Source organism: Sorangium sp. So ce406 (genome assembly GCF_051474675.1).
GTDB classification, from domain to species: domain Bacteria; phylum Myxococcota_A; class Polyangia; order Polyangiales; family Polyangiaceae; genus Sorangium; species Sorangium cellulosum_G.
On the sequence record NZ_CP150340.1, the window covers coordinates 11,753,695 to 11,772,270 of the forward strand.

Below are 18,576 nucleotides of genomic sequence, written 5' to 3' on the forward strand. Positions count from 1 at the left end.
TGTCCAGGGGTTTCAAGGGGGTCGCCCGGTCACGGCGCGCTGCCGGCTCGTTCCTCGCCGAGCGCTCGTGTACGCTGCCGCGCCCGGTGGGCCGCGTGGCCCACAGGAACGCGAAGGACCGCCATGATCACCCTCTACCAGGGCCCCCCGGCGTGGGGCATCCCGAACATCAGCCCGTTCTGCGTCAAGCTCGAGACATGGCTGCGCATGGCCGGCCTCCCGTACGAGGTGCGCGCCATGGAGGCGCGCGGCGCGCCGAAGGGAAAGATCCCCTACGTCGAGATCGACGGCCGCAAGATGGGCGACTCGCAGCTCATCATCGAGCACCTGCAGCGCGTCCACGGCGACCGGCTCGACGCCCACCTGACGGCCGAGGCGCGCGCGCGCGGCCACGTGATCCGGCGCATGCTCGACGAGGCGTTCTACTGGGTGCTGGTGTACGCGCGCTGGGTCGAGAACGACGCCTGGGCCGCCTATCGCCCCATCTTCGTGTCGCTCCTGCCCCCGGTCATCGGCGGCCCGCTCGCTGAGCTCATCCGCAGGAGCGTGACGCGCGCGCTCCGCACGCAGGGCACCGGGCTCCACAGCCGCGAGGAAGTGTACGAGATGGGCAAGGCGGACCTCACCGCGCTCGCCGCCCTGCTCGGCGACCAGCCCTTCCTGCTCGGGGCCGAGCCGAGCTCGGTGGACGCCGCCGTGTACGCGTTTCTCGTCAGCATCCTCCGCTTCCCCGCCGACTCGCCGGTGAAGCGGCACGCCGAGGCCCAGCCGAACCTGGTCGCCTACTGCGAGCGCATGCGGCAGCGCTACTACGCCGACTGGAAGCCCCCCGCCTGACACCACCCGCGCGCGCTGCGCCCCGCGATCTCCGGACCTGCCTCCGCGAAGCGCGGCGAGCCCGCCGGTGCCCGGCCGGAGCACCGGCTGGCACGGCATTTTCTTGAGCGCTGTCCTGCCTCCAGCCGCGCGCCCGCGCCGGGATCCTCCCGCGCGTGGCCCTGGCACTCTCTGGCACAGGAGCGAACCCAATGACAGCCCTCCGATCATCCTGGTTTCATCGCGTCCCCGTGATCTCGCTCGCGATCGCCCTTTCTGGCGCGCTCGCGGGCTGCGGGCTCATCGGCGAGAGGACGTGCGAGTACGACGGCGTCGAGTACAGACCCGGCGATACGTTTCCTGACAGGGACGGGTGCAACGGCTGCTCCTGCACGGAGGACGGGGACGTCGCCTGCACCCTGATAGCGTGCACCCAGGACTGCATGTGGAAGGGGGTCACCCACGCGCCGGGCGCGTCGTTCCCTGCCGGGGACGGGTGCAATACCTGCGAGTGCTCGAGCGACGGGACCGTCGCCTGCACGGAGATGGCGTGCGCCGGCGCCTGCACCTACGACGGGTTCCCTTACATGCCCGGCGAGTCGTTCCCCGCGATCGACAGGTGCAACACCTGCACCTGCGATCCCTCGGGCTCAGGCGATGTCGGCTGCACCGAGATGGCGTGTGGCGGCTGCGAGCAAGATGGCATCCTTTACGCCCCGGGGGAGCCGGTCCCCTCGGGCGACGGCTGCAACGGCTGCGCGTGCGCTGCGGATGGCAGCATCGTGTGCACGGCCATCGCTTGCCCGGAGGGCTGCTCGTACGAAGGCGTGGAGTACAGGCCGGGCGACAGCTTCCCGGCCCTCGATGGCTGCAACACCTGCACGTGCGGCGCCGATGGCAGCGTCGCGTGTACGGAGGAGGGCTGCGGGAACGGCTGCACCTACGGCGGTGTGGCGTACGAGCCGGGCGACTCCTTCAGCTCCCTCGACGGCTGCAACACCTGCACCTGCACCCCTGGAGGGGGCGTGGCGTGCACCGAGCGCTATTGCGGCTGCGACCCGTCGCGCGAGTGGTGGCGCCAGTACGTGAGCACCAGCCCGGAGGAGTGCGCGGCCATCGACTTCGCTTGCACCGGAGTCCTGACCTCCGTCTCCAACGAGTGCGGCTGCGGCTGCGAGCAGGACCCGAGCTGCCCGCCGTCGTTCGACTGCAAGCCGCCTCAGGCCTGCGATCTGGACGAGCTCCAGCGGCGCTGCCCGTACTCCACGATCGAGCGCTGAGCGGAGGCGCCGCCCCCTCGCCACGCACCAGCACCGCGCGCGTGGATCCAAGCGTCTCGACCGAGGGGGCACGGTGACGCGCGGCTGGCGCCGCTCCGCGGCGCGAAGATTCATCTTGTATAACGCCATGGTTTCCGTTATAGCGGATGCATGTCTCTTTCCCCCGCCGCCACGCGGACGCTCGGGTTTCACCCGGGGACCCGAGGTGCGCGCCGTCGAATGAGCGCTCGCCGGTCTTGCTGTAGTTAGCTGCATGCGCCGCGGCGTGAGCTGCGGCGAGGAGAACAGCGAGGCAGCGCACCCGCGTCCGCGACGGCGCGCCGCGCTGCCGTTCGTCGTGACGGCCGAGCCAGGCGGCTCATCCCCTTCAGAGTCCGCCCTTCTCGTGGCGCGCCCGGCAGACGTCTGCCAGCGCGCGAACCGAGGTGTCCCTCCAGGAACACGGCGGGTACTCGCTTCCGACGACGTTCGACTCCGTCATGCGGCGCTTCGATCACGCCCACAGGAGACAGACAGGTATGAAGCGGTTCTTCGAACGTCATCGATGGATTGGTTCGGCGCTCGCGAGCGGGCCCTGGTTGCTCGCCACGCTGCTCGGCCCGATCGGCTGCGGGAGCGACGACGACGCGGGCAGCGGCGGCAGCGCCGGTCAGGCCGGCAGCTCGACCGTCGGCTCGGGCGGTGCCACCGGCGGCACCGGCAGCGCCACGGGCGGCGCTGGCGGCGCCGGAGGTGCAGAGGGCGAAGGCGGCGCCGGCGCAGCGGGGTCGGGCGGCGCTGGCGGCGCCGGCGGTGCAGCGGGCGAAGGCGGCGCCGGCGCAGCGGGGTCGGGCGGCGCTGGCGGCGCCGGAGGTGCAGCGGGCGAAGGCGGCGCCGGTGCAGCGGGCTCGGGCGGCGCTGGCGGCGCAGTGGGCTCGGGCGGCGCGGGTGGGGGCGGCGCGGACGCCGAGCTGCCCAACATCGTCACGATCGTGGCCGACGACCTGGGCTTCTCGGACCTCGGCGCGTTCGGCGGCGAGATCAGCACCCCGAACCTCGATACGCTCGCCGCCGAAGGCCGCATCCTCACCGGGCACCGCTCCGGATCGCTCTGCGCGCCGACCCGCGCGATGCTGGTCTCCGGCACCGACAGCCACGCCGTCGGGCTGGGCCGGATGGGCGGTGGCACTGGCGCGCAAGCAGGGCAGCCCGGCTACGAGGGCCACCTGACCGACAACGCGCTGTCCGTCGCCGAGCTCCTGAAGGACGCGGGCTACCACACGTACATCGCCGGCAAGTGGCACCTCGGCGACGCGGAGGATCAGAGCCCGCCGGCGCGCGGCTTCGAGAGATCGTACGTCCTTCTCGGCGGCGTGGCGGCGTTCTTCAACGAGTACGCCGACCCGCCGACGGCCGCGCAGACGCAGCTCTATCGCGAGGACGGCGTGCACACGCAGCCGCCGCGCGACTTCTACGCGACCGAGTTCTACACGGACAAGCTCATCCAGTACATCGAGAGCAACCGCGCCGACGGCAAGCCGTTCTTCGCCTTCGCGACGTACACCACGCCGCACTGGCCGCTCCAGGCGCCGCCCGCGTACATCGACAGGTACCGCGGCCGCTACGACGCGGGCTACGACGCCATCCGCGAGCAGCGCCTCGCGCGGCTCAAGAGCCGCGGCATCATCCCCGCGTCGTTCACGCCCAATCCCCGCTTGCCGAGCGACGGCAGCAACCCGAAGACCTGGGAACAGCTCACGCCCGAGGAGAGGATCTACGAGGCGCGGCGCATGGAGATCTACGCCGCCATGGTCGAGAACCTCGACGCCAACATCGGCAGGTTGATCCAGTACCTCAAGCGGGTCGGCGAGTACGAGAACACCTTCATCTTCTTCCAGTCCGACAACGGCGCGGAAGGTGGCAATCGCGAGGGCTTCGCCGCCAGTGACCCGAGCCGCTCCGGGCCGGTGGTGAACACGCTCGAGAACCTGGGTCGACCGGGCTCGTACATCGGCGTCGGACCCCGCTGGGCCGAGGTGAGCGCCACGCCGTTCCGGCTGTGGAAGAGCTACACGACCGAAGGCGGCGTCGCCGTTCCGGCCATCGCCCGCCTTCCGGGGCAGCACCACGCCAGGCCGCAGTTCGACGGGACCACGCACGTGATCGATTTCCTGCCGACCGTGCTCGAGCTGGCCGGCGTGCCCACCCCGGGGAGCACCTACAAGGGCAGGGCGGTCGAGCCGATCAGCGGGCGCTCGATCCTGCCGGTGCTCGAGGATCGGGCGACCGGCGTGCGCGCGCCCGGTGAGACGTTGATCTGGGAGCACGGCAACCACCGCTACGTGATCCGCGACAACTGGAAGCTGCTGTGGCTCAGCGCGCCCTATGGCCCGACGCCGCGCGCCTGGACGCTGTACGACCTGGCCACCGACCGCGGCGAGATCAACGACGTGTCCGCGGCTCATCCGGAGGTGGCGGCCGAGCTCGCCGCCGCGTGGGCGCAATACGCCACCGACCGCAGGGTCATCCTCACCGAGTAACCGAGTAACCGAGTAACCAAGTAACCAAGTAACCGAGTCACCGCGCGCCGTGCCGCGCGCGAGCCGCGGGCGTCTCTGCACGACCCGCGTCTCGCGGCGGCGCTCGCCTCGCCTCCGCCCATGGCCAGTCCCCGAATCGCTCGCTGGTGGCCCCTCGCCGTCCTGATCCTGGCGCTCGCCGGGCTCACGGTCTGGCGCGCGTCCACCGGCGCATCCTCCCTCACGCCGGCCGACGCCTCCACGGCGAGCGCTCCGGGGACGAAGCCCGGGGCGGCGCACGGCGACGCCGCGGAGGCTCCGCCGGCTGCCGCAGCGCCGGTGAGCCCGTCGGGGTCGTCGCCGGCGCGTGCGGCGTCCGGCTTCGTCGGCAGCGACCGCTGCGCGCCGTGCCACGCCGAAGAGCACGCCGCCTGGAAGGGCTCGCAGCACGCCCGGGCGATGCAGCACGCGAGCGCCGCCACCGTGCTCGGGGATTTCGAGGGGGCGCGCCTGCAGTACGCCGGACAGGTCCACCGCTTCGATCGCCAGGACGGCAGATACTGGGTCACCACGGACGGCCCCGATGGCCAGCTGCACCGCTACGAGGTGCTGTACACCTTCGGCGTCGACCCGCTCCAGCAATACCTCGTTGCCGGGCCGGGCGGACGCCTGCAGGCGCTGCCGTTCGCGTGGGACGCGCGCCCGCGAGCGCGCGGCGGGCAGCGCTGGTACCACCTGCACGAGCGCGACAGCGTGCGCGCCGGCGACGTGCTGCACTGGACCGGCGCCAGCCAGAACTGGAACCACATGTGCGCCGAGTGCCACTCGACGCATGTCACGAAAGGGTACGACGCGGCCGCGGACCGCTTCACCACCACCTGGTCCGAGCTCAGCGTCGGGTGCGAAGGCTGCCACGGCGGCGGCGCGCGCCACCTCGATTGGACCGAGGCCCGGACGCCGGACCCCTCGAAGGGCCTCGACGTGCGCTTCGACGAGCGTCAGAGCGCCACGTGGACACGGCTGCCGAGCGGCACCGCGCGGCGCGCCAAGAGCCCCTCGAGCGGCACCGAGAGCGCCACGTGCGCGTTCTGCCACAGCCGCCGCGAGACCCTCTCGCAGCCGCTCCGGCACGGCGCCCCGCTGCTCGACAGCGCCGCGCTCGAGCTGCTGACCGCGCCCCTCTACACGCCCGACGGCGTGATGAGCGACGAAGTCTTCACCTACGGCTCGTTCCAGCAGAGCAAGATGGCGCACGCCGGCGTGACGTGCAGCGACTGCCACGAGCCGCACGCCGGCCGCCTTCGCGCCGAGGGCAACGGCGTGTGCGCGTCCTGCCATGATCCGGCGCGCTTCGATGTCCCCGCGCATCACCACCACGTCGCCAACGCTGCCGCCACGCCCGCCGCTCCGCGCTGCGTCGACTGCCACATGCCGGCGCGCACGTACATGGGCGTCGACGTCCGTCACGATCACGGCTTCCGCGTGCCTCGGCCGGATCTCTCGGTCCGCCTCGGGATCCCGGACGCGTGCACCGACTGCCACGCGCAGAAGCCCGCGCGCTGGGCCGCCGACGCCGTGCAGGCCTGGCTCGGCCGCCCCGCGCAGGGCTACCAGGCGTACGCCGAGGTCCTCGCTCGCGCGCGTACCGCGCCCGGCGACCCGGCCGTCGCCGCCGAGCTCCAGCAGCTCGCGGCCGACCGCGACATCCCCGCCATCGCGCGCGCCACCGCGCTCGCCTCGCTGCGCGCCGCCCCGACGGCCGCGACGCTCGCCGTCCTCCGCGCCGCGCTCGCCGACCCCGACCCGCTGCTCCGGCGCGCCGCGCTCGGCGCGCTGGAGAGCCACGATCCCCGTCGCACCGCGCCCGTCGCCGCGCCGCTCCTCGTCGATCCCGTGCGCGGCGTGCGCGTCGAGGCCGCGCGCGTGCTCGCGGGCGTCGACCTCGGCGCCTTGTCCGAGCGCGCCGCGCAGGACCTGGACGGCGCGTTGCGCGAGTACATCGCCACGCAAACCCTCCACGCCGATCGCGCCGAAGCCCAGAACAACCTGGGCCTCGTCTTCACCCGCACGGGCAAGCCGCGCGACGCCGAGCAGGCCTACCTCGCCGCGCTTCGCGTCGAGCCCGGGTACGTCCCCACCTACGTGAACCTCGCCGACCTCTATCGCGGGCTCGGCCGCGACGCGGACGGCGTCGCGCTGCTCCGGCGCGGCATCACCCGCCTTCCCGATCAGGCCGAGCTGCTCCACGCGCTCGGCCTCGCCCTGGTCCGGCAAGGCCACCGAGCGCAGGCGCTCGAGCCGCTGAAGCGCGCCGCCGAGCTCGCGCCCGATCAGGCCCGCTTCCAGATCGTCTACCAGGCAGCGCTGACCGCCTTGCGGCCATCCACGCCGGCTGTTCACGCGCAGCCTCCGCCCGGGCGGCCATGACAGGAAATGTTCATCGGCGCGGTAGGATCGATCCGGCGTCGAGGCGAGCCACGGCTGGCGCCGACGGCTGGTAGGATGCGGCGTGTCCGGGCTGGCGGCGCTCGTCTCGAGGTCATCCATGGTCATCGCGCGGCTCCTGGGTTGCGCGCTCGCGGCGGCGACGCTGGCGAGCTGCAGCGACCCCGATTCCATCATCGAAACCCGCTATGGTGCTTACGAGGGCGACGCCTATCCGGACCGGCGTCCGGAGATCGCGATTCCGGACGGCGGCATGGGCGTGGTGACCGATAGCCTCTCCGATACGATCTCCCTCATCGCGCTCGAGACAGGGGAGCGCTTCGGCGTCCGCCCCGTGGGCCGCGATCCCGTGACGATCGATGGGCCTCGCCGCGTGGCCGTGGACGCCGCGGGCGGCGCGCTCTACATCGCGCTGTCGTACCCTTCCATCGACGGAGCGAGCGGCCCGCACGCGGTGCACGGCGGGAGCGCGGTGGCCGGCTATGTCCAGAAGCTCGCGCTCGACGACCTGCGCATCCTCGGGCAGGTGCGCGTCGAGGCCAACCCGGGCGACATCGCGATCTCGGAGGACGGCGCGCGCGTGGTCGTCTCTCATTTCGATCTCAGGCGCGCGCTCGATAACGCGGAGGACCCCGAGGCGGCGCGCTCGTCGCTCGCCGTCGTGGATCCCGATTCTGTCTCGCCTCATGGCTCGCCCGAGCCGACGCTCATCCCTGTCTGCAAGGCCGCGCACGGGATCGCCCTCTCGCGGCCCGACGGCGCCCGGGCCTACGTCGCCTGTTTTGGCGAGGACGCCCTCGCGATCGTCGACCTGACGGACCCGGGCGCCGAGGTGAAGCTCGTCCCCGTCGGGCCGCCCCTGTCGCCCGGCGATCACGCGTCGGGCTACGGGCCCTACGCCGTCGCGATGTCGCCCGATCAGAAGACGATCGCGGTGAGCAACACGGAGCGCAGGGACGTGCGCATCTTCGATGTCGCGTCGGAGACGTTCGACGAGTCCAGGACGATCCTCACGATCGGCGCGCCCTACGTCGGCGCGTGGTCCGCTGACGGGAGCGCCCTCTACGTGCCGACCCAGGTGCCCGACACGATCGCGCGCATCGGCATGACCGCGGACGACAGCGACGCCATCTCCCGGAACCTCAGCGGGGAGTGTCTGCGGCCGCACCTCGCGGCGCTCGACGAGGAGCACGGGCTGTTCCTCGTCTGCGAGGGCGACCAGACGGTGACGCCGGGCAAGGTGCTCCGGCTCGATCCCGAGACGCTGGAGACGCGCAGCGAGGCCGAGGTGGGCCTCTATCCCGACGCGTTCGCGCGCGTCGCGCCGCGGGCGCGATAGAGCGCGACAGGCAAGATGAATTGATTGCATGCGCGACATGATGACGATGAGCTGGAAGGGCGCCGATCCGTGATTAGACGTCGGCCCGCCGGACTGGCGATCTGTTAAGATTCCTTAACAATGTCAGGTTCTTGCTTCAGTGGTGCTGGAGTATTGAACTGAGCATCTCGGGTCGCTAAGGAATCAACCGTCGTCGGTCGCCTGGAGCATGAGCTGCCAGGTGGAAGCGCTCGATGTCAGCGCGGCCGCGGCCGGTATTGCGCGCGCCCTTCGCACGAGCGCCCAGACCCGGACAGACCGATCGCGTCAGACGGACACCTGCTCGCGTCACCGCGCGCGGCGCGCGCAGCGCGCGGCCGGCGCTCGTGCGGTCAACTCTCACCCAACGAGAACGTCAATGCGGAATCTCTCCTTCGGCTTCGCCCATCCCCTCGCGACCAGAGCCAGCTCGGCTGCGGTCCTCGCCCTCCTCGCCCTGGGCGCCGCCGCGTGCGGAAGCCAGGGCGCCGGTGAAGGCTCACTCGGTGATGCGGAGCCCTCGCTCGGCGAGGCCGCCGAGCCGATCGACGCTGCCGCCGGTGATGACAGCGGAGCCGGCCCGGCCGCCCTGCTGGCGGCGAGCGCGCCGGCGGTCGGCTTCTGGAAGTTCGACGATTGCGACGGATCGACGACAGATCTGTTCGAGGCGACGGGTGGCCCGACCGCCACCCGCTCGGCCGGCGCGGCCTGCGCGCAGGGCATCAGCGGCCTCGGTATCGCCTTCGACAACAACAACGACACGGTCACGATCAACGACGATCCCCGCTTCACGTTCGGGCAGAACCTCGCGGTCGCCGCGTGGGTCAACCCCACCTCGGTGTCGGGGTCGACGGCGCGGACCATCGTGCAGGAGCGGAACAACAGCGGATCGAGCTTCTCGCTCGTCGTCCAGAGCAACGAGGCGAGGTTCTCCGTCACCCTGAACAACGGGCGGACGGTCACCGCCCGCGCCCCGATCCAGGCCAACGTGTGGACGCACGTCGCGGGCATCCACGACGGCACGCTCGTGCGGCTCTTCCTCAACGGCCAGCAGGTCGGCCAGGCCAGCGCGGCGGGGGCGATCCGCGACATCAACGCGCCCATCCATGTCGGCAACAACCCGCAGCGGCAGCGCTTCACGGGCCTCATCGACCAGGTCTGGCTCTCCGCCAGCCCGCTGACCGCCGCCGATATCGCCCAGCTCACCTGCCTCAGGCACCCCACCACGGTCGTCGTCACGCCGGAGAGCAGCGGCCCCGTCGCCTCGGGCACGCCTGTGACGTACCAGGTCGCGGTGACCAACAACGATACAGCCGAGTGCAGCGCCCGGGATTACGGCCTCAATATCACCAGCCGGCCGGGGATCAGATTCTCCCAGGATCCCTCGTCCATCCATGGCGTCGGGCCCGGGACCACGGCGACGTTCCCCGTCACCTTGACCGGCACCCTGGCCGTGGACCCCGGCGTCCATCGGATCCCGTACTCCGTGATCAACCCCGACTCGCCCGATAACTTCTTCGTCGCGTCGGGAGACCTCCTCTACGAGCTGGCCGAGCCGGCGGGCTGCTTCGTCCGGACGGGCCGCGAGATCTTCGTGAAGGACCTCAGCGTGGTCGAAGATCCGATTCGCACGACGTTCAATGGGCCGGCCGGCGATCCCCGGACGGGCGCGTGGACGTTCGCGCGGCTCATGGAGGACATGGCGCCCACGCCGGCCGACGCGCCGGCGTTGGTCGAGCAGCTCTTCAGCACCTGGCTGACCGATCAGGTCGTGAACGGCTTCACGGTGCCGGCGCGCCCGAACATTCAACAGGTCCTGTTCGACGAGTGGCCGAGGAGCCCTGACGGGTCGCTCGACCTCCGGCAGGCGCCGCTGATGCTGCTCGGCATCGTCAACCGCATCGACGTGCGGAACCTGGCCGAAGGTCACGCCGGCGAGGGCAGGTTCGTGTTCGGCGTCTTCAGCCAGGGCTTCGCGCAGCAGTTCACCCTGATCCTGGAGTACAAGCTCCCTGCGTCGACCGAGGCCGACGTGCTCGACTGGGCGAACGCGTGGCACGCCCTCGGCAGCCTGCCTTTCCCGTCCGAGCAGTACAACGCCGCGCTCCAGGCGCTCACCACGCGCTTCGCGGGCCGGGACGCCGCGCCCGGCAAGCCGAACGGGAGCGCCCTGGCGCAGCTCCGCACGAACGAGATCGCGCTGACGGACCCGTGGGAGCTGCGCGAGTTCGTCCTCTCGGCGGATACGGGCTTCCTGCGCCCGGAGCCCGTGAAGCTGACGCCGGACCTCGGCTTCGACGGGTCGGCCAGGCTCGCGGACTTCGTGAACCAGAACGCGGCCGAACTCATCGCGGAGCGGCACACGGTGCCGGAGGTGTTCCAGGGCGCTCCGTTCCTCGCCGGCTCGTCGATCAACAACCTCTCGGCGTGGACGGCTCCGGGCATCCTCGACAACGAGGCGCGGCACAAGTTCTCGCTCAACACCTGCAACGGGTGCCACGGCGGGGGCGAGACCGGGACGCCGTTCCTGCACGTGAACGTGAGGCCGCCCGGGATCGAGGGGACGCTGTCCGGGTTCATGACCGGCATCGATATCACCGATATCGTGAGCGGCCAGGTGCGCAACCTGAACGATCTCGCGCGCCGGAACCTGGATCTGAAGGCGCTTGTCTGCGAGCCCGCCGCGGCCTTCGCGAGCCCCCCGACCGCGGCGCGTGCCGCCGCGGCCACGGGCCGCTCGGCGTTCATCCGCCGCGGCATCGGGCGCGTTCACTGAGCCTCGGCAGCCCAGGGACGTGGCGCGGCTGCCCGGCCGCGCCACGTCCCGGGGCGAGCGAGGCGCCTGCGCGGAAGAGGCGCAGGCGCTTCGTGAGGCGGGGGATCAGTGCGTCGTCGCGCCGCCGAGCGTGGGGACCGGCTCGTCGCCCGCGAACGCGGCCGCTGCCGCCGCCGGAGAGCACGTGTCCCCGTCCGCGTGCGCCGCGAGGAACGCCTTGAGGACGCCGTCGCGGTGCGGGAGGAACGAATGGGTGAGCGCCTGCGAGAGCGCCCCGTCCTCCCTGACATGGACGAACCGGAACTCCTGCTCATCCACGGGCTTCTCGGGCTCCTTCCTGGGCCACGTCACCCCGTTGCCGAGCGAGGCGCCGTCGCTCAGCTGATGGCACCCGGCGCACGACTGGGTCGTGGCGCGCGCGGCCACGTCCAGGGGCGAGAAGGTGGTGTCCTTCCCGAGGCGCACGAGCTCGGCCTCGAGCCGGTCGCGCAGCTCGAAGTTCCACGGGAAATTCACCGGCGGCTCCAGCTGGAGGGCGTAGTCGTTGTCGCTTCGAACGATGCTCTCGCCCGCGTTGTAGAGGTCCTGCGTCGAGCCCTTGAGCTGGATGTCGTTGATATCGGAGCTGAACGTCGTCAGCTTGTCCACCGACTCCATGAAGTCGTCCATGAACGACGCCCCGCGGGGGTCGTTCGGGTCGAAGTTCACGCCGAACAGGTCGGCGAAGGGGTTCTCCTTCACCGGGACCGGCTTGATGTGGAGCCGCGGCTCGCCGTCGGGTCCGGAGGCCTTCGCGAGCTTGAACTCGTGGAGCTGCCAGTCCTGGCCGGCCTGGACTTGCGTGGGACGGTCGGGGTTGCCCATGAACTGGTTGGTGCGGATCTGGCCCGTGCCGGGCCGGCCCGCGGGGCCGTGGACCGCGTCGGCGTAGTTGTCCGGGTGGAGCACCGGACCGAAGCCGGCGTCGGGCAGGCCGACGGTGAAGAACGCCTCGAGCTCCTGGGCGCGCTGGGCGGCGTCCAGGGTCGGCAGGCGCGCCCAGAGCTCGGCGACAGGGAGGCATGCGGCGACGCCGCATTCGGGGTGGGGGTTCGGGAGCTGGCCCTCGAGGATGATCAGGTTGCGGTCGGCCTGCCCGGCCGACTTCTTGCCGTAGACGATCCGGTACTCGCCGCAGTGCGCGCCGTCTTGCGGCGCGAGATCGAAGCGGTTCACGACGGCGAGCGGCTCCATGAAGTCCGGCGAGCTCGGGTCGAACGGATCGCTCGTGGCGAGGCGCCCCTCCCTCCGGGGGCACGAGATCCGATAGCCGTTGAACGTGGAGAAACCGTCGCCGTCGGTCTGGTCGTCGCAATGGCTGACGTCGGGGAACTGAGCCCCCTCGGAATGGTTGTAGAAGTCCCACCAGCGCCTGTAGAGATCGAGGGCGGTCTGTTGATCCCCGGTCCCCGCCCTCATGATGAGCTGATCGAGGACGCGCTTGAGCGGGAAGCGGGCCATGACCAGCGGGTCCGTGGCCTTCGTGAGGATCAGCGAGCGCTGCGCATCGATGTCCAGCGGCGCCGACAGCGCCTGCGCGTCCTCCGCGGCGAGCTCCTCGGCGTCGCCGCCGGAGAGCTCGCCGGGCGCGCTCGCGTCGCCGCATGCGGCCAGAGAGGCCGACGCCGCGAGGCCCACGACCGCCGCGATGAACGGGGATCTGGATAGATAACGAAGAAACATGATGGCTCCTGGGCAGGACGGTCGCGTCGGCGGCGTCGACGCGACGCGGCCCCTCAGCCGATGTGCCTGCTGCTCGGTGGATGTCCGCTCGCCAGGAGGGCCTTCGCCGCAATCGTGCGAAGCATGATGGGTTCTCTGCTGCGCTCGCGAGAGGCCCGCCTACGAAGCGGCCGCCCACTCGGACAACACACGGCGGACGCGCTCGAGATAACCACCCTCGCGCACGACTTCCTGGTATCCCGGCACCGCGCCGACCCACGCGCGCATGCGCACGTTCGACGCATCGGTGAGGTACATCGTGGGGAGCCCCATCAGCGCGGGGCCATCCATGCCTGCGGTCGTGACGCCGAGCTGGCCGACGAGCCCGTGCGCTCGCCTCAGGGTTTCGAAGAACTGCAGCTGTGCCCGGCGCATGTCGAGCTGCCGGAAGGTGGGGTCCTTCCAGAAGAGGGTCATGTCGACCGCGCCCTCGGGGACCTGTCCGCCTCGAAAGGCGTCGCCCGTCAACACGGGCACGAGCTCCGTGCGCTGAACGAGGTCCGTCAGCTCCAGGAGCTCGGCGAGCGTCGTGTTCCGGTGCGGGTGGTGGCTCCCCTCGCGGATCCAGAGCAGCACCTTCTTCCGGGATGACCTTCCCGCCGGCGCCTCCACGAGCCTGCGATTCACCCAGCCGGTCACCGACTCCGGAATCGGCTCGTCCCCGAGGAACGCCGCGCGGAGCCTCCGCTGGGCGGAGGACGGATCGGCCTTGAAGGCGCGCGCGACGATCTCCGTCGTCTGCTTCACCGCGCGCGGGCGCGAGCGGTACGCCTGAAGGCGCTCGCTCACGCCTGCATCGCGGAGAAACGCCTCGGCTTGCGGTGTTCCGGCGTTGCCTGGCTCGATCTGGATGGCCTCGCCCGCGAGGACGGCGGCCGCGGCGACGTACCACCCCTCGCCGAACGAGAAGCCGTTGTCCGTGTGGAACGTGTACGCGTGGTTTCGCTCCTCGATGATCCTGCGCGCCGCGCGAGCGGCGACCTCGGCCTTGTCCGCTGACGCGCGCGCCGCGCGAGCGACCCTTGACCGCGGCGAGCCGCCCTCGAGCTCTGTGGCGCTGATCGCCGCCGCGCGGGCCGAGGCCTCTGCGCCGGTCACGATCGCCTCCGCGCGCCGCCAGCCGTCGTCGCACGCCTCGCGCGTCGGTGCGCGCTGCGCGCTCAACGAGAGCTGGCCCGCTCCGTGAAGCGCGTCATCTGCTCGCGCCGCGTGCGCCCTCGCCAGGGTCGAATGGGCTCCCGTCCTCGTCGCGAGGATTCGCTCTCTTCCAGCGGCGAGCTCATGTCCCTGCAGCGCGGCGCGCTCCTGCTCGGCGGCGGCCAGCGCGCCGTCCGCCTGCTCGATCGCGCGCTCGAGCAGACCTCGGTAGCGCTCGCGCTGCCCCGGCGTGTGCAGCGAGTTCGCCAGGGCGAGCGCGGCGTCGAGGCTGTCGGCGGCCTCGCGCTCGAGGTGCTGCGCGGCGTCCGCCTCGTCGAAAGCCGCCCCCATGCACACCGGCTCGGGTCCCTCGGTCCTCATGCTCAGGATCCGAGCAACCTGGCTTACCCGCTCGCCCTCGTCAACCAGTGCGGATGGCGAGGCGCTCCCGGGGCGTGGTCACTCCCTGGTGGGAGGAACCGCTCCGGGCCGAAAGCCGCACGCACGCCGGGCGCCGGCGCGCGTGCCAGGCCACCCGGTTCATTCGATGGTCAGGGACACGGTCTGGCTGGCATGCGCGCCGTTCGACGCCGTCACCTGATAGTCGCCGGCCGGATACAGCGTTTCGATCAGGATCCTGCGCTTGTTGATCGCCGAGATGGGAGCGAGCTCGTCGACACCTGGCCCGGTGATACGCACGGTCGTCAAGCCCTCGACGAAGTTGTCTCCGATGACGTAGATGGGATACCAGACGGGCGAGTCGGTCCGATCCGACGCGAACCGCGCAATGGTGGGCGGCAGGCTCGGATCGGCCGCGGGCTCGGGGGGGCAAGCGGCCCACGGCGGGCAGTCGCCGAGGGAGCGGTACGGATCGCGTCCGAGGAGCTCCTGGACGCGCCATTCGCTGATCAGCTTCCCGCGCAGCCCTTGACTGTGGATCATGTTGGGCAGCGCCGGCGTCGCGGGCACCGCGTCGATGCACCCGTTCTCGTCGGCGCGGTCGCGGCACACCGCCATGTCGACCTCGCTGGCGACGAACCGAGAGAGCCACGCCGCGATCGGGAGGGGTCCCGTCGGCTCGATGGCGGGGTCGAGGATCATGAGCTGCCCGCCGACCCGCACCACGGGGGCGACGTGGTGGCTCCACGACACCTCTCCGTCTGGCTCGTTCTCGGTCACCAGCGTCAATCCCGTGTTCACCCTGGACTGGACCCGGGCATACCAGGGCGTCGGATACCCCCACTGGTGGAGGAAGTAGGTCGCCGCCGGGGCCCGCTCCTCGCAGCCGTTCTCGGGCTCGAGCCAGGGAATCCTCCGCAAGAAGCCGGGTTGCTCCGCCACGATGAGCTCCGGCACCCGTGTGTCGCGGATGCTCGCGAACCCCGTGCTGAGCTGCTCCTCGGTCCAGCTCGGAACGCAGTCGACCGGCAGATTCTCGAGCGAGCCTTTGAGCTCGTTGAACGAGTGTGGGCCGTCGAGCAGCGGGCAGGCCGCGCTCCCGTCGCTTTCCTGGAGCGGCGCCTCCACCCCCGAGCGCTCGATGTCGAGCTCCGGCTCGGAGTCGTGACCCTCGTCGCCGCCGCACGCCGAGGCGGCGAGGGCCATGGTGGTGACACAGAACAATTTCGCCGTGGCAAGATAAAGATTCTTCATGAAGTACTCCCTGCGCGCGAGACGCGAGCCGCCTCAGCAGACTGGCTTGCATGGGCGAGCTGACGGTCACCGGTGGATGCCGGCAACCTCGGTCGTCCTTCGCACGATCGCACCGGACGCGTCGTTTCCCCGATGTGCGTGGTCACACACCACGACGTTCGAAGCCGCGCGGCGGCTCCCGACCTCCTGGCTGCCCTCGGCGGGATGCGCCACCCGCGTGGGGGATGCCACCGTCACGTCGCGTGGCCTGGGCACGGCGGGCGGACACCCACAGAAAACGTCGCTCTGCTCCGATCAGCGAGGGGACTCGCGGGCATATAGGGCGACTCCTTTCCGACGGCTGCTCCGGGCGCCGCCACGGGTCTTTCACACCCCACGATCGAGGATTTTTGCGATGAACAGGGCACGAGGCTCGGCCACCGGCGTTTTGCTCGCGTTTTGCTTCGTGGGCTGCGGTTCTTCGCCCAGCGCGCCAGAGCCCGAGGGCTCTGGCGGATCGGGGGCGTCCGGCTCGACGGGCTCGAGCGTCTCCACGGGCTCGGCCGCAACAGGCACGAGCGGTCCCGTGGGTTCAGGCGGTGTCGGCGGTGCCGGCGGCGATCCGACGGGAGACGGCGGCGCCGGCGGATCGTCGACGGGCGGCGGAACCCCGGTGGTCGAGCCCGCGCTGGTCGTCTCCGGTCCGAACGACTACTGGATGATGGGGGCGCCGACCGAGGTGACGAGCGGCAATGCCGACGTGACGGTCGACGCCGCGACGACGTACCAGCGCTGGGACGGCTTCGGCGGCAGCTTCAACGAGGTGGGATGGCACGTGCTCTCGATGCTCAGCGACGCGGAGCGGTCGCGGGCCATCAGGCTGCTCTTCGACGCAGCGGAGGGGGCAGCGTTCGTGTACGGGCGCATCCCCATCGGGGCCAGCGACTACGCGATGGACCGTTATACGCTCAATGAGACGCCGAACGATCTCACGATGACGAGCTTCTCCATCGATCGGGACAAGGAGAAGTTGATCCCCTACATCAAGGCGGCGCTCTCCGTGAGGCCCGACCTCCACCTCTGGGCCAGCCCCTGGACGCCCCCCACCTGGATGAAGAGCAGCGGCGCCATGGATGGCGGCCGCATGAAGGACGACGCCGGCATCCTGGAGGCGTATGCCCTGTACTTCGCGAAGTTCGTGGAAGCGTACGCCGAGGAGGGCATCACCATCGAGGCGATTCACCCTCAGAACGAGCCGAACTACGAGACGAGGTACCCGAGCTGCCTGTGGACGGGGGCCCTCATGGCCAGGTTCATCGGCACCTACCTCGGGCCGACGTTCGACGAGCGGGGGCTCACGGCGCAGATCTACCTCGGCACGATGTCCAACGACGGGGCCGCCGCGGACGTGGCGATCCTCAGCGCCGTGACCGGCGACTCGACCGCGATGAGGTACGTCAAGGGCTTCGGGCTCCAGTGGAACATGCTGGGCAGCGTGTCCGGCCTGAAATCGCGCAACTTGCCGATCCTGCAAACGGAGCACAAGTGCGGCAACTACCCCTGGAACCCTGCGGGCCTGCCGGCCTTCAACCCCGACAGGCCGCCGAACGATCACGCCTATGCCGAGGAGAGCTGGACGCTCATCCGCGACTGGATCAAGGCAGGGGTGACCTCGTACAGCGCCTGGAACATGGTGCTGGACACGGCGGGGAAGAACCTGGACTCGCAGCGGCCGTGGCCCCAGAACGCGCTCCTCACCGTGGACACGGCGAGCAAGACGCTGAACGTGACCCCCGTTTACCACGTCTTTCGCCACGTCTCCCAGTACGTCGATCCTGGCGCGATGCGCGTCGGCACGAACGGCGGTGACGCGCTCGCCTTCAAGAATCCTGACGGCACCATCGTCACGATTCTGTACAATGCCGGCAATTCAGCGAAGACGACCATCCTCGGCGTGGGCGACAAGAAGCTCGAGTTCAGTGTTCCTGCCCACGGGTGGGCCACCGTCAACTGGAAGTGAGACCGACGCCCACACCCTCCGGAGCGCCCCGGAGCCTGCGAGCGGGCGCGATGCGCCGAAACGTGCCCATTGACGCGCGCCCGGGACCGCCGTGTGCTGCGCGCCAAGGAGAACATCGTGATGGCACATCTTCGATTCGCCATGGTCTTTGCTGCTGCGCTCTGCGCGGTGGGCTGCGGTTCGAGCGACGATCCGGGGGCCAGCGGCGCGCCCGGCACGGGCGCGAGCAGCGGGTCCCAGGGATCGAGCGGCTCCGGCGGCAGCGGGTCAGGGGGAACGGGCGCGGGCGGCGACGTGACGACGACCGTCGTGATCAACGAGATCTCGGCCAAGGGAAGCGACTGGATCGAGCTCGGCAACCCGGGCCCGGGGGCGGCCGATCTCAGCGGGTTCCGCCTCTGCGACTCCGACGAGAACGGCCTGTGCAACACGGCGGACGCGCTCAGGTTCCCCGAGGGCACCGCGCTCGACGAGGGGGCGTACCTGGTCGTCCTCGGCGACCAGGCGGCAGAGGCTGGCGCGGGGCCCCACACCACGTGCCTGACCGACGGCCCGAGTAGCTGCTTCTACGCGACCTGGAAGGTGAGCGCCTCCAGGGGCGAGACGGTCTTCCTCATCTCCCCGAGCGGCCAGGTGCTCACCGAGCTGGAGTATCCGATCGAGGCGGCCGCGGACGGGCAGGCGTGGGGCAGGCTGCCCGACCTGACCGGCGACGGCGCCGTCACCGCGCCGACCCCGGGCGCGGCGAACGCGGCGCCCTAGCTCCGCAAGCAGAAGTCCTGCCAGGGATCTGCCTCGAGAGAGGAGAGAGATTTCGACGCAAAGCCGCCAAGAGCGCAAAGGCGCAACAATGC

General features: G+C 70.9%; 12 protein-coding genes. 8 read left to right on the forward strand and 4 right to left on the reverse strand.

What is annotated here, in order from left to right; translation table 11 throughout:
* Positions 1-123 precede the first annotated feature (123 nt).
* The 6 genes from WME96_RS44230 to WME96_RS44255 all read left to right on the forward strand — a co-directional run bounded on the left by WME96_RS44230 (position 124) and on the right by WME96_RS44255 (position 11,172).
* Positions 124-837 carry a glutathione S-transferase family protein gene (locus WME96_RS44230; protein ID WP_437287553.1) on the forward strand — a complete coding sequence of 238 codons (714 nt, stop codon included), beginning with the start codon at positions 124-126 and terminating at the stop codon, positions 835-837.
* 191 nt (positions 838-1,028) lie between these two features.
* Entirely contained in the window at positions 1,029-2,096 is a 1,068-nt protein-coding gene (locus tag WME96_RS44235; RefSeq protein WP_437287554.1) for a hypothetical protein, read from the forward strand.
* A gap of 518 nt (positions 2,097-2,614) precedes the next feature.
* Positions 2,615-4,615 carry an arylsulfatase gene (locus WME96_RS44240; RefSeq protein ID WP_437287555.1) on the forward strand — a complete coding sequence of 667 codons (2,001 nt, stop codon included), beginning with the start codon at positions 2,615-2,617 and terminating at the stop codon, positions 4,613-4,615.
* 120 nt (positions 4,616-4,735) lie between these two features.
* Positions 4,736-7,021, forward strand: a complete 2,286-nt coding sequence (locus WME96_RS44245; RefSeq protein ID WP_437287556.1) for a multiheme c-type cytochrome — start codon at positions 4,736-4,738, stop codon at positions 7,019-7,021.
* 82 nt (positions 7,022-7,103) lie between these two features.
* Positions 7,104-8,378: a YncE family protein gene (locus WME96_RS44250; protein WP_437287557.1), complete on the forward strand. Its 1,275-nt coding sequence runs from the start codon at positions 7,104-7,106 to the stop codon at positions 8,376-8,378.
* Positions 8,379-8,775: 397 nt separating this feature from the next.
* On the forward strand, positions 8,776-11,172 hold the full coding sequence (locus tag WME96_RS44255; RefSeq protein WP_437287558.1) for a LamG-like jellyroll fold domain-containing protein: 2,397 nt from the start codon (positions 8,776-8,778) through the stop codon (positions 11,170-11,172).
* Positions 11,173-11,277: 105 nt separating this feature from the next.
* Here the strand turns inward: WME96_RS44255 and WME96_RS44260 are convergent, their stop codons facing one another.
* The 4 genes from WME96_RS44260 to WME96_RS44275 all read right to left on the reverse strand — a co-directional run bounded on the left by WME96_RS44260 (position 11,278) and on the right by WME96_RS44275 (position 16,257).
* Positions 11,278-12,894: a hypothetical protein gene (locus WME96_RS44260; protein WP_437287559.1), complete on the reverse strand. Its 1,617-nt coding sequence runs from the start codon at positions 12,892-12,894 to the stop codon at positions 11,278-11,280.
* Between the two features lie 159 nt (positions 12,895-13,053).
* Positions 13,054-14,451: a hypothetical protein gene (locus WME96_RS44265; RefSeq protein WP_437287560.1), complete on the reverse strand. Its 1,398-nt coding sequence runs from the start codon at positions 14,449-14,451 to the stop codon at positions 13,054-13,056.
* 159 nt (positions 14,452-14,610) lie between these two features.
* The gene (locus WME96_RS44270) at positions 14,611-15,723 is read right to left on the reverse strand and encodes a protein-glutamine glutaminase family protein (protein WP_437287561.1); all 1,113 of its coding nucleotides are present in this window, start codon (positions 15,721-15,723) and stop codon (positions 14,611-14,613) included.
* 366 nt (positions 15,724-16,089) lie between these two features.
* Positions 16,090-16,257, reverse strand: a complete 168-nt coding sequence (locus tag WME96_RS44275) for a hypothetical protein (protein ID WP_437287562.1) — start codon at positions 16,255-16,257, stop codon at positions 16,090-16,092.
* Between the two features lie 31 nt (positions 16,258-16,288).
* Here WME96_RS44275 and WME96_RS44280 point away from each other — a divergent pair, with 31 nt between their 5' ends.
* Positions 16,289-17,722, forward strand: coding sequence for a glycoside hydrolase family 30 protein (locus tag WME96_RS44280; protein WP_437287563.1), 1,434 nt, complete (start codon positions 16,289-16,291; stop codon positions 17,720-17,722).
* 120 nt (positions 17,723-17,842) lie between these two features.
* The gene (locus WME96_RS44285) at positions 17,843-18,484 is read left to right on the forward strand and encodes a lamin tail domain-containing protein (RefSeq protein ID WP_437287564.1); all 642 of its coding nucleotides are present in this window, start codon (positions 17,843-17,845) and stop codon (positions 18,482-18,484) included.
* Positions 18,485-18,576 lie beyond the last annotated feature (92 nt).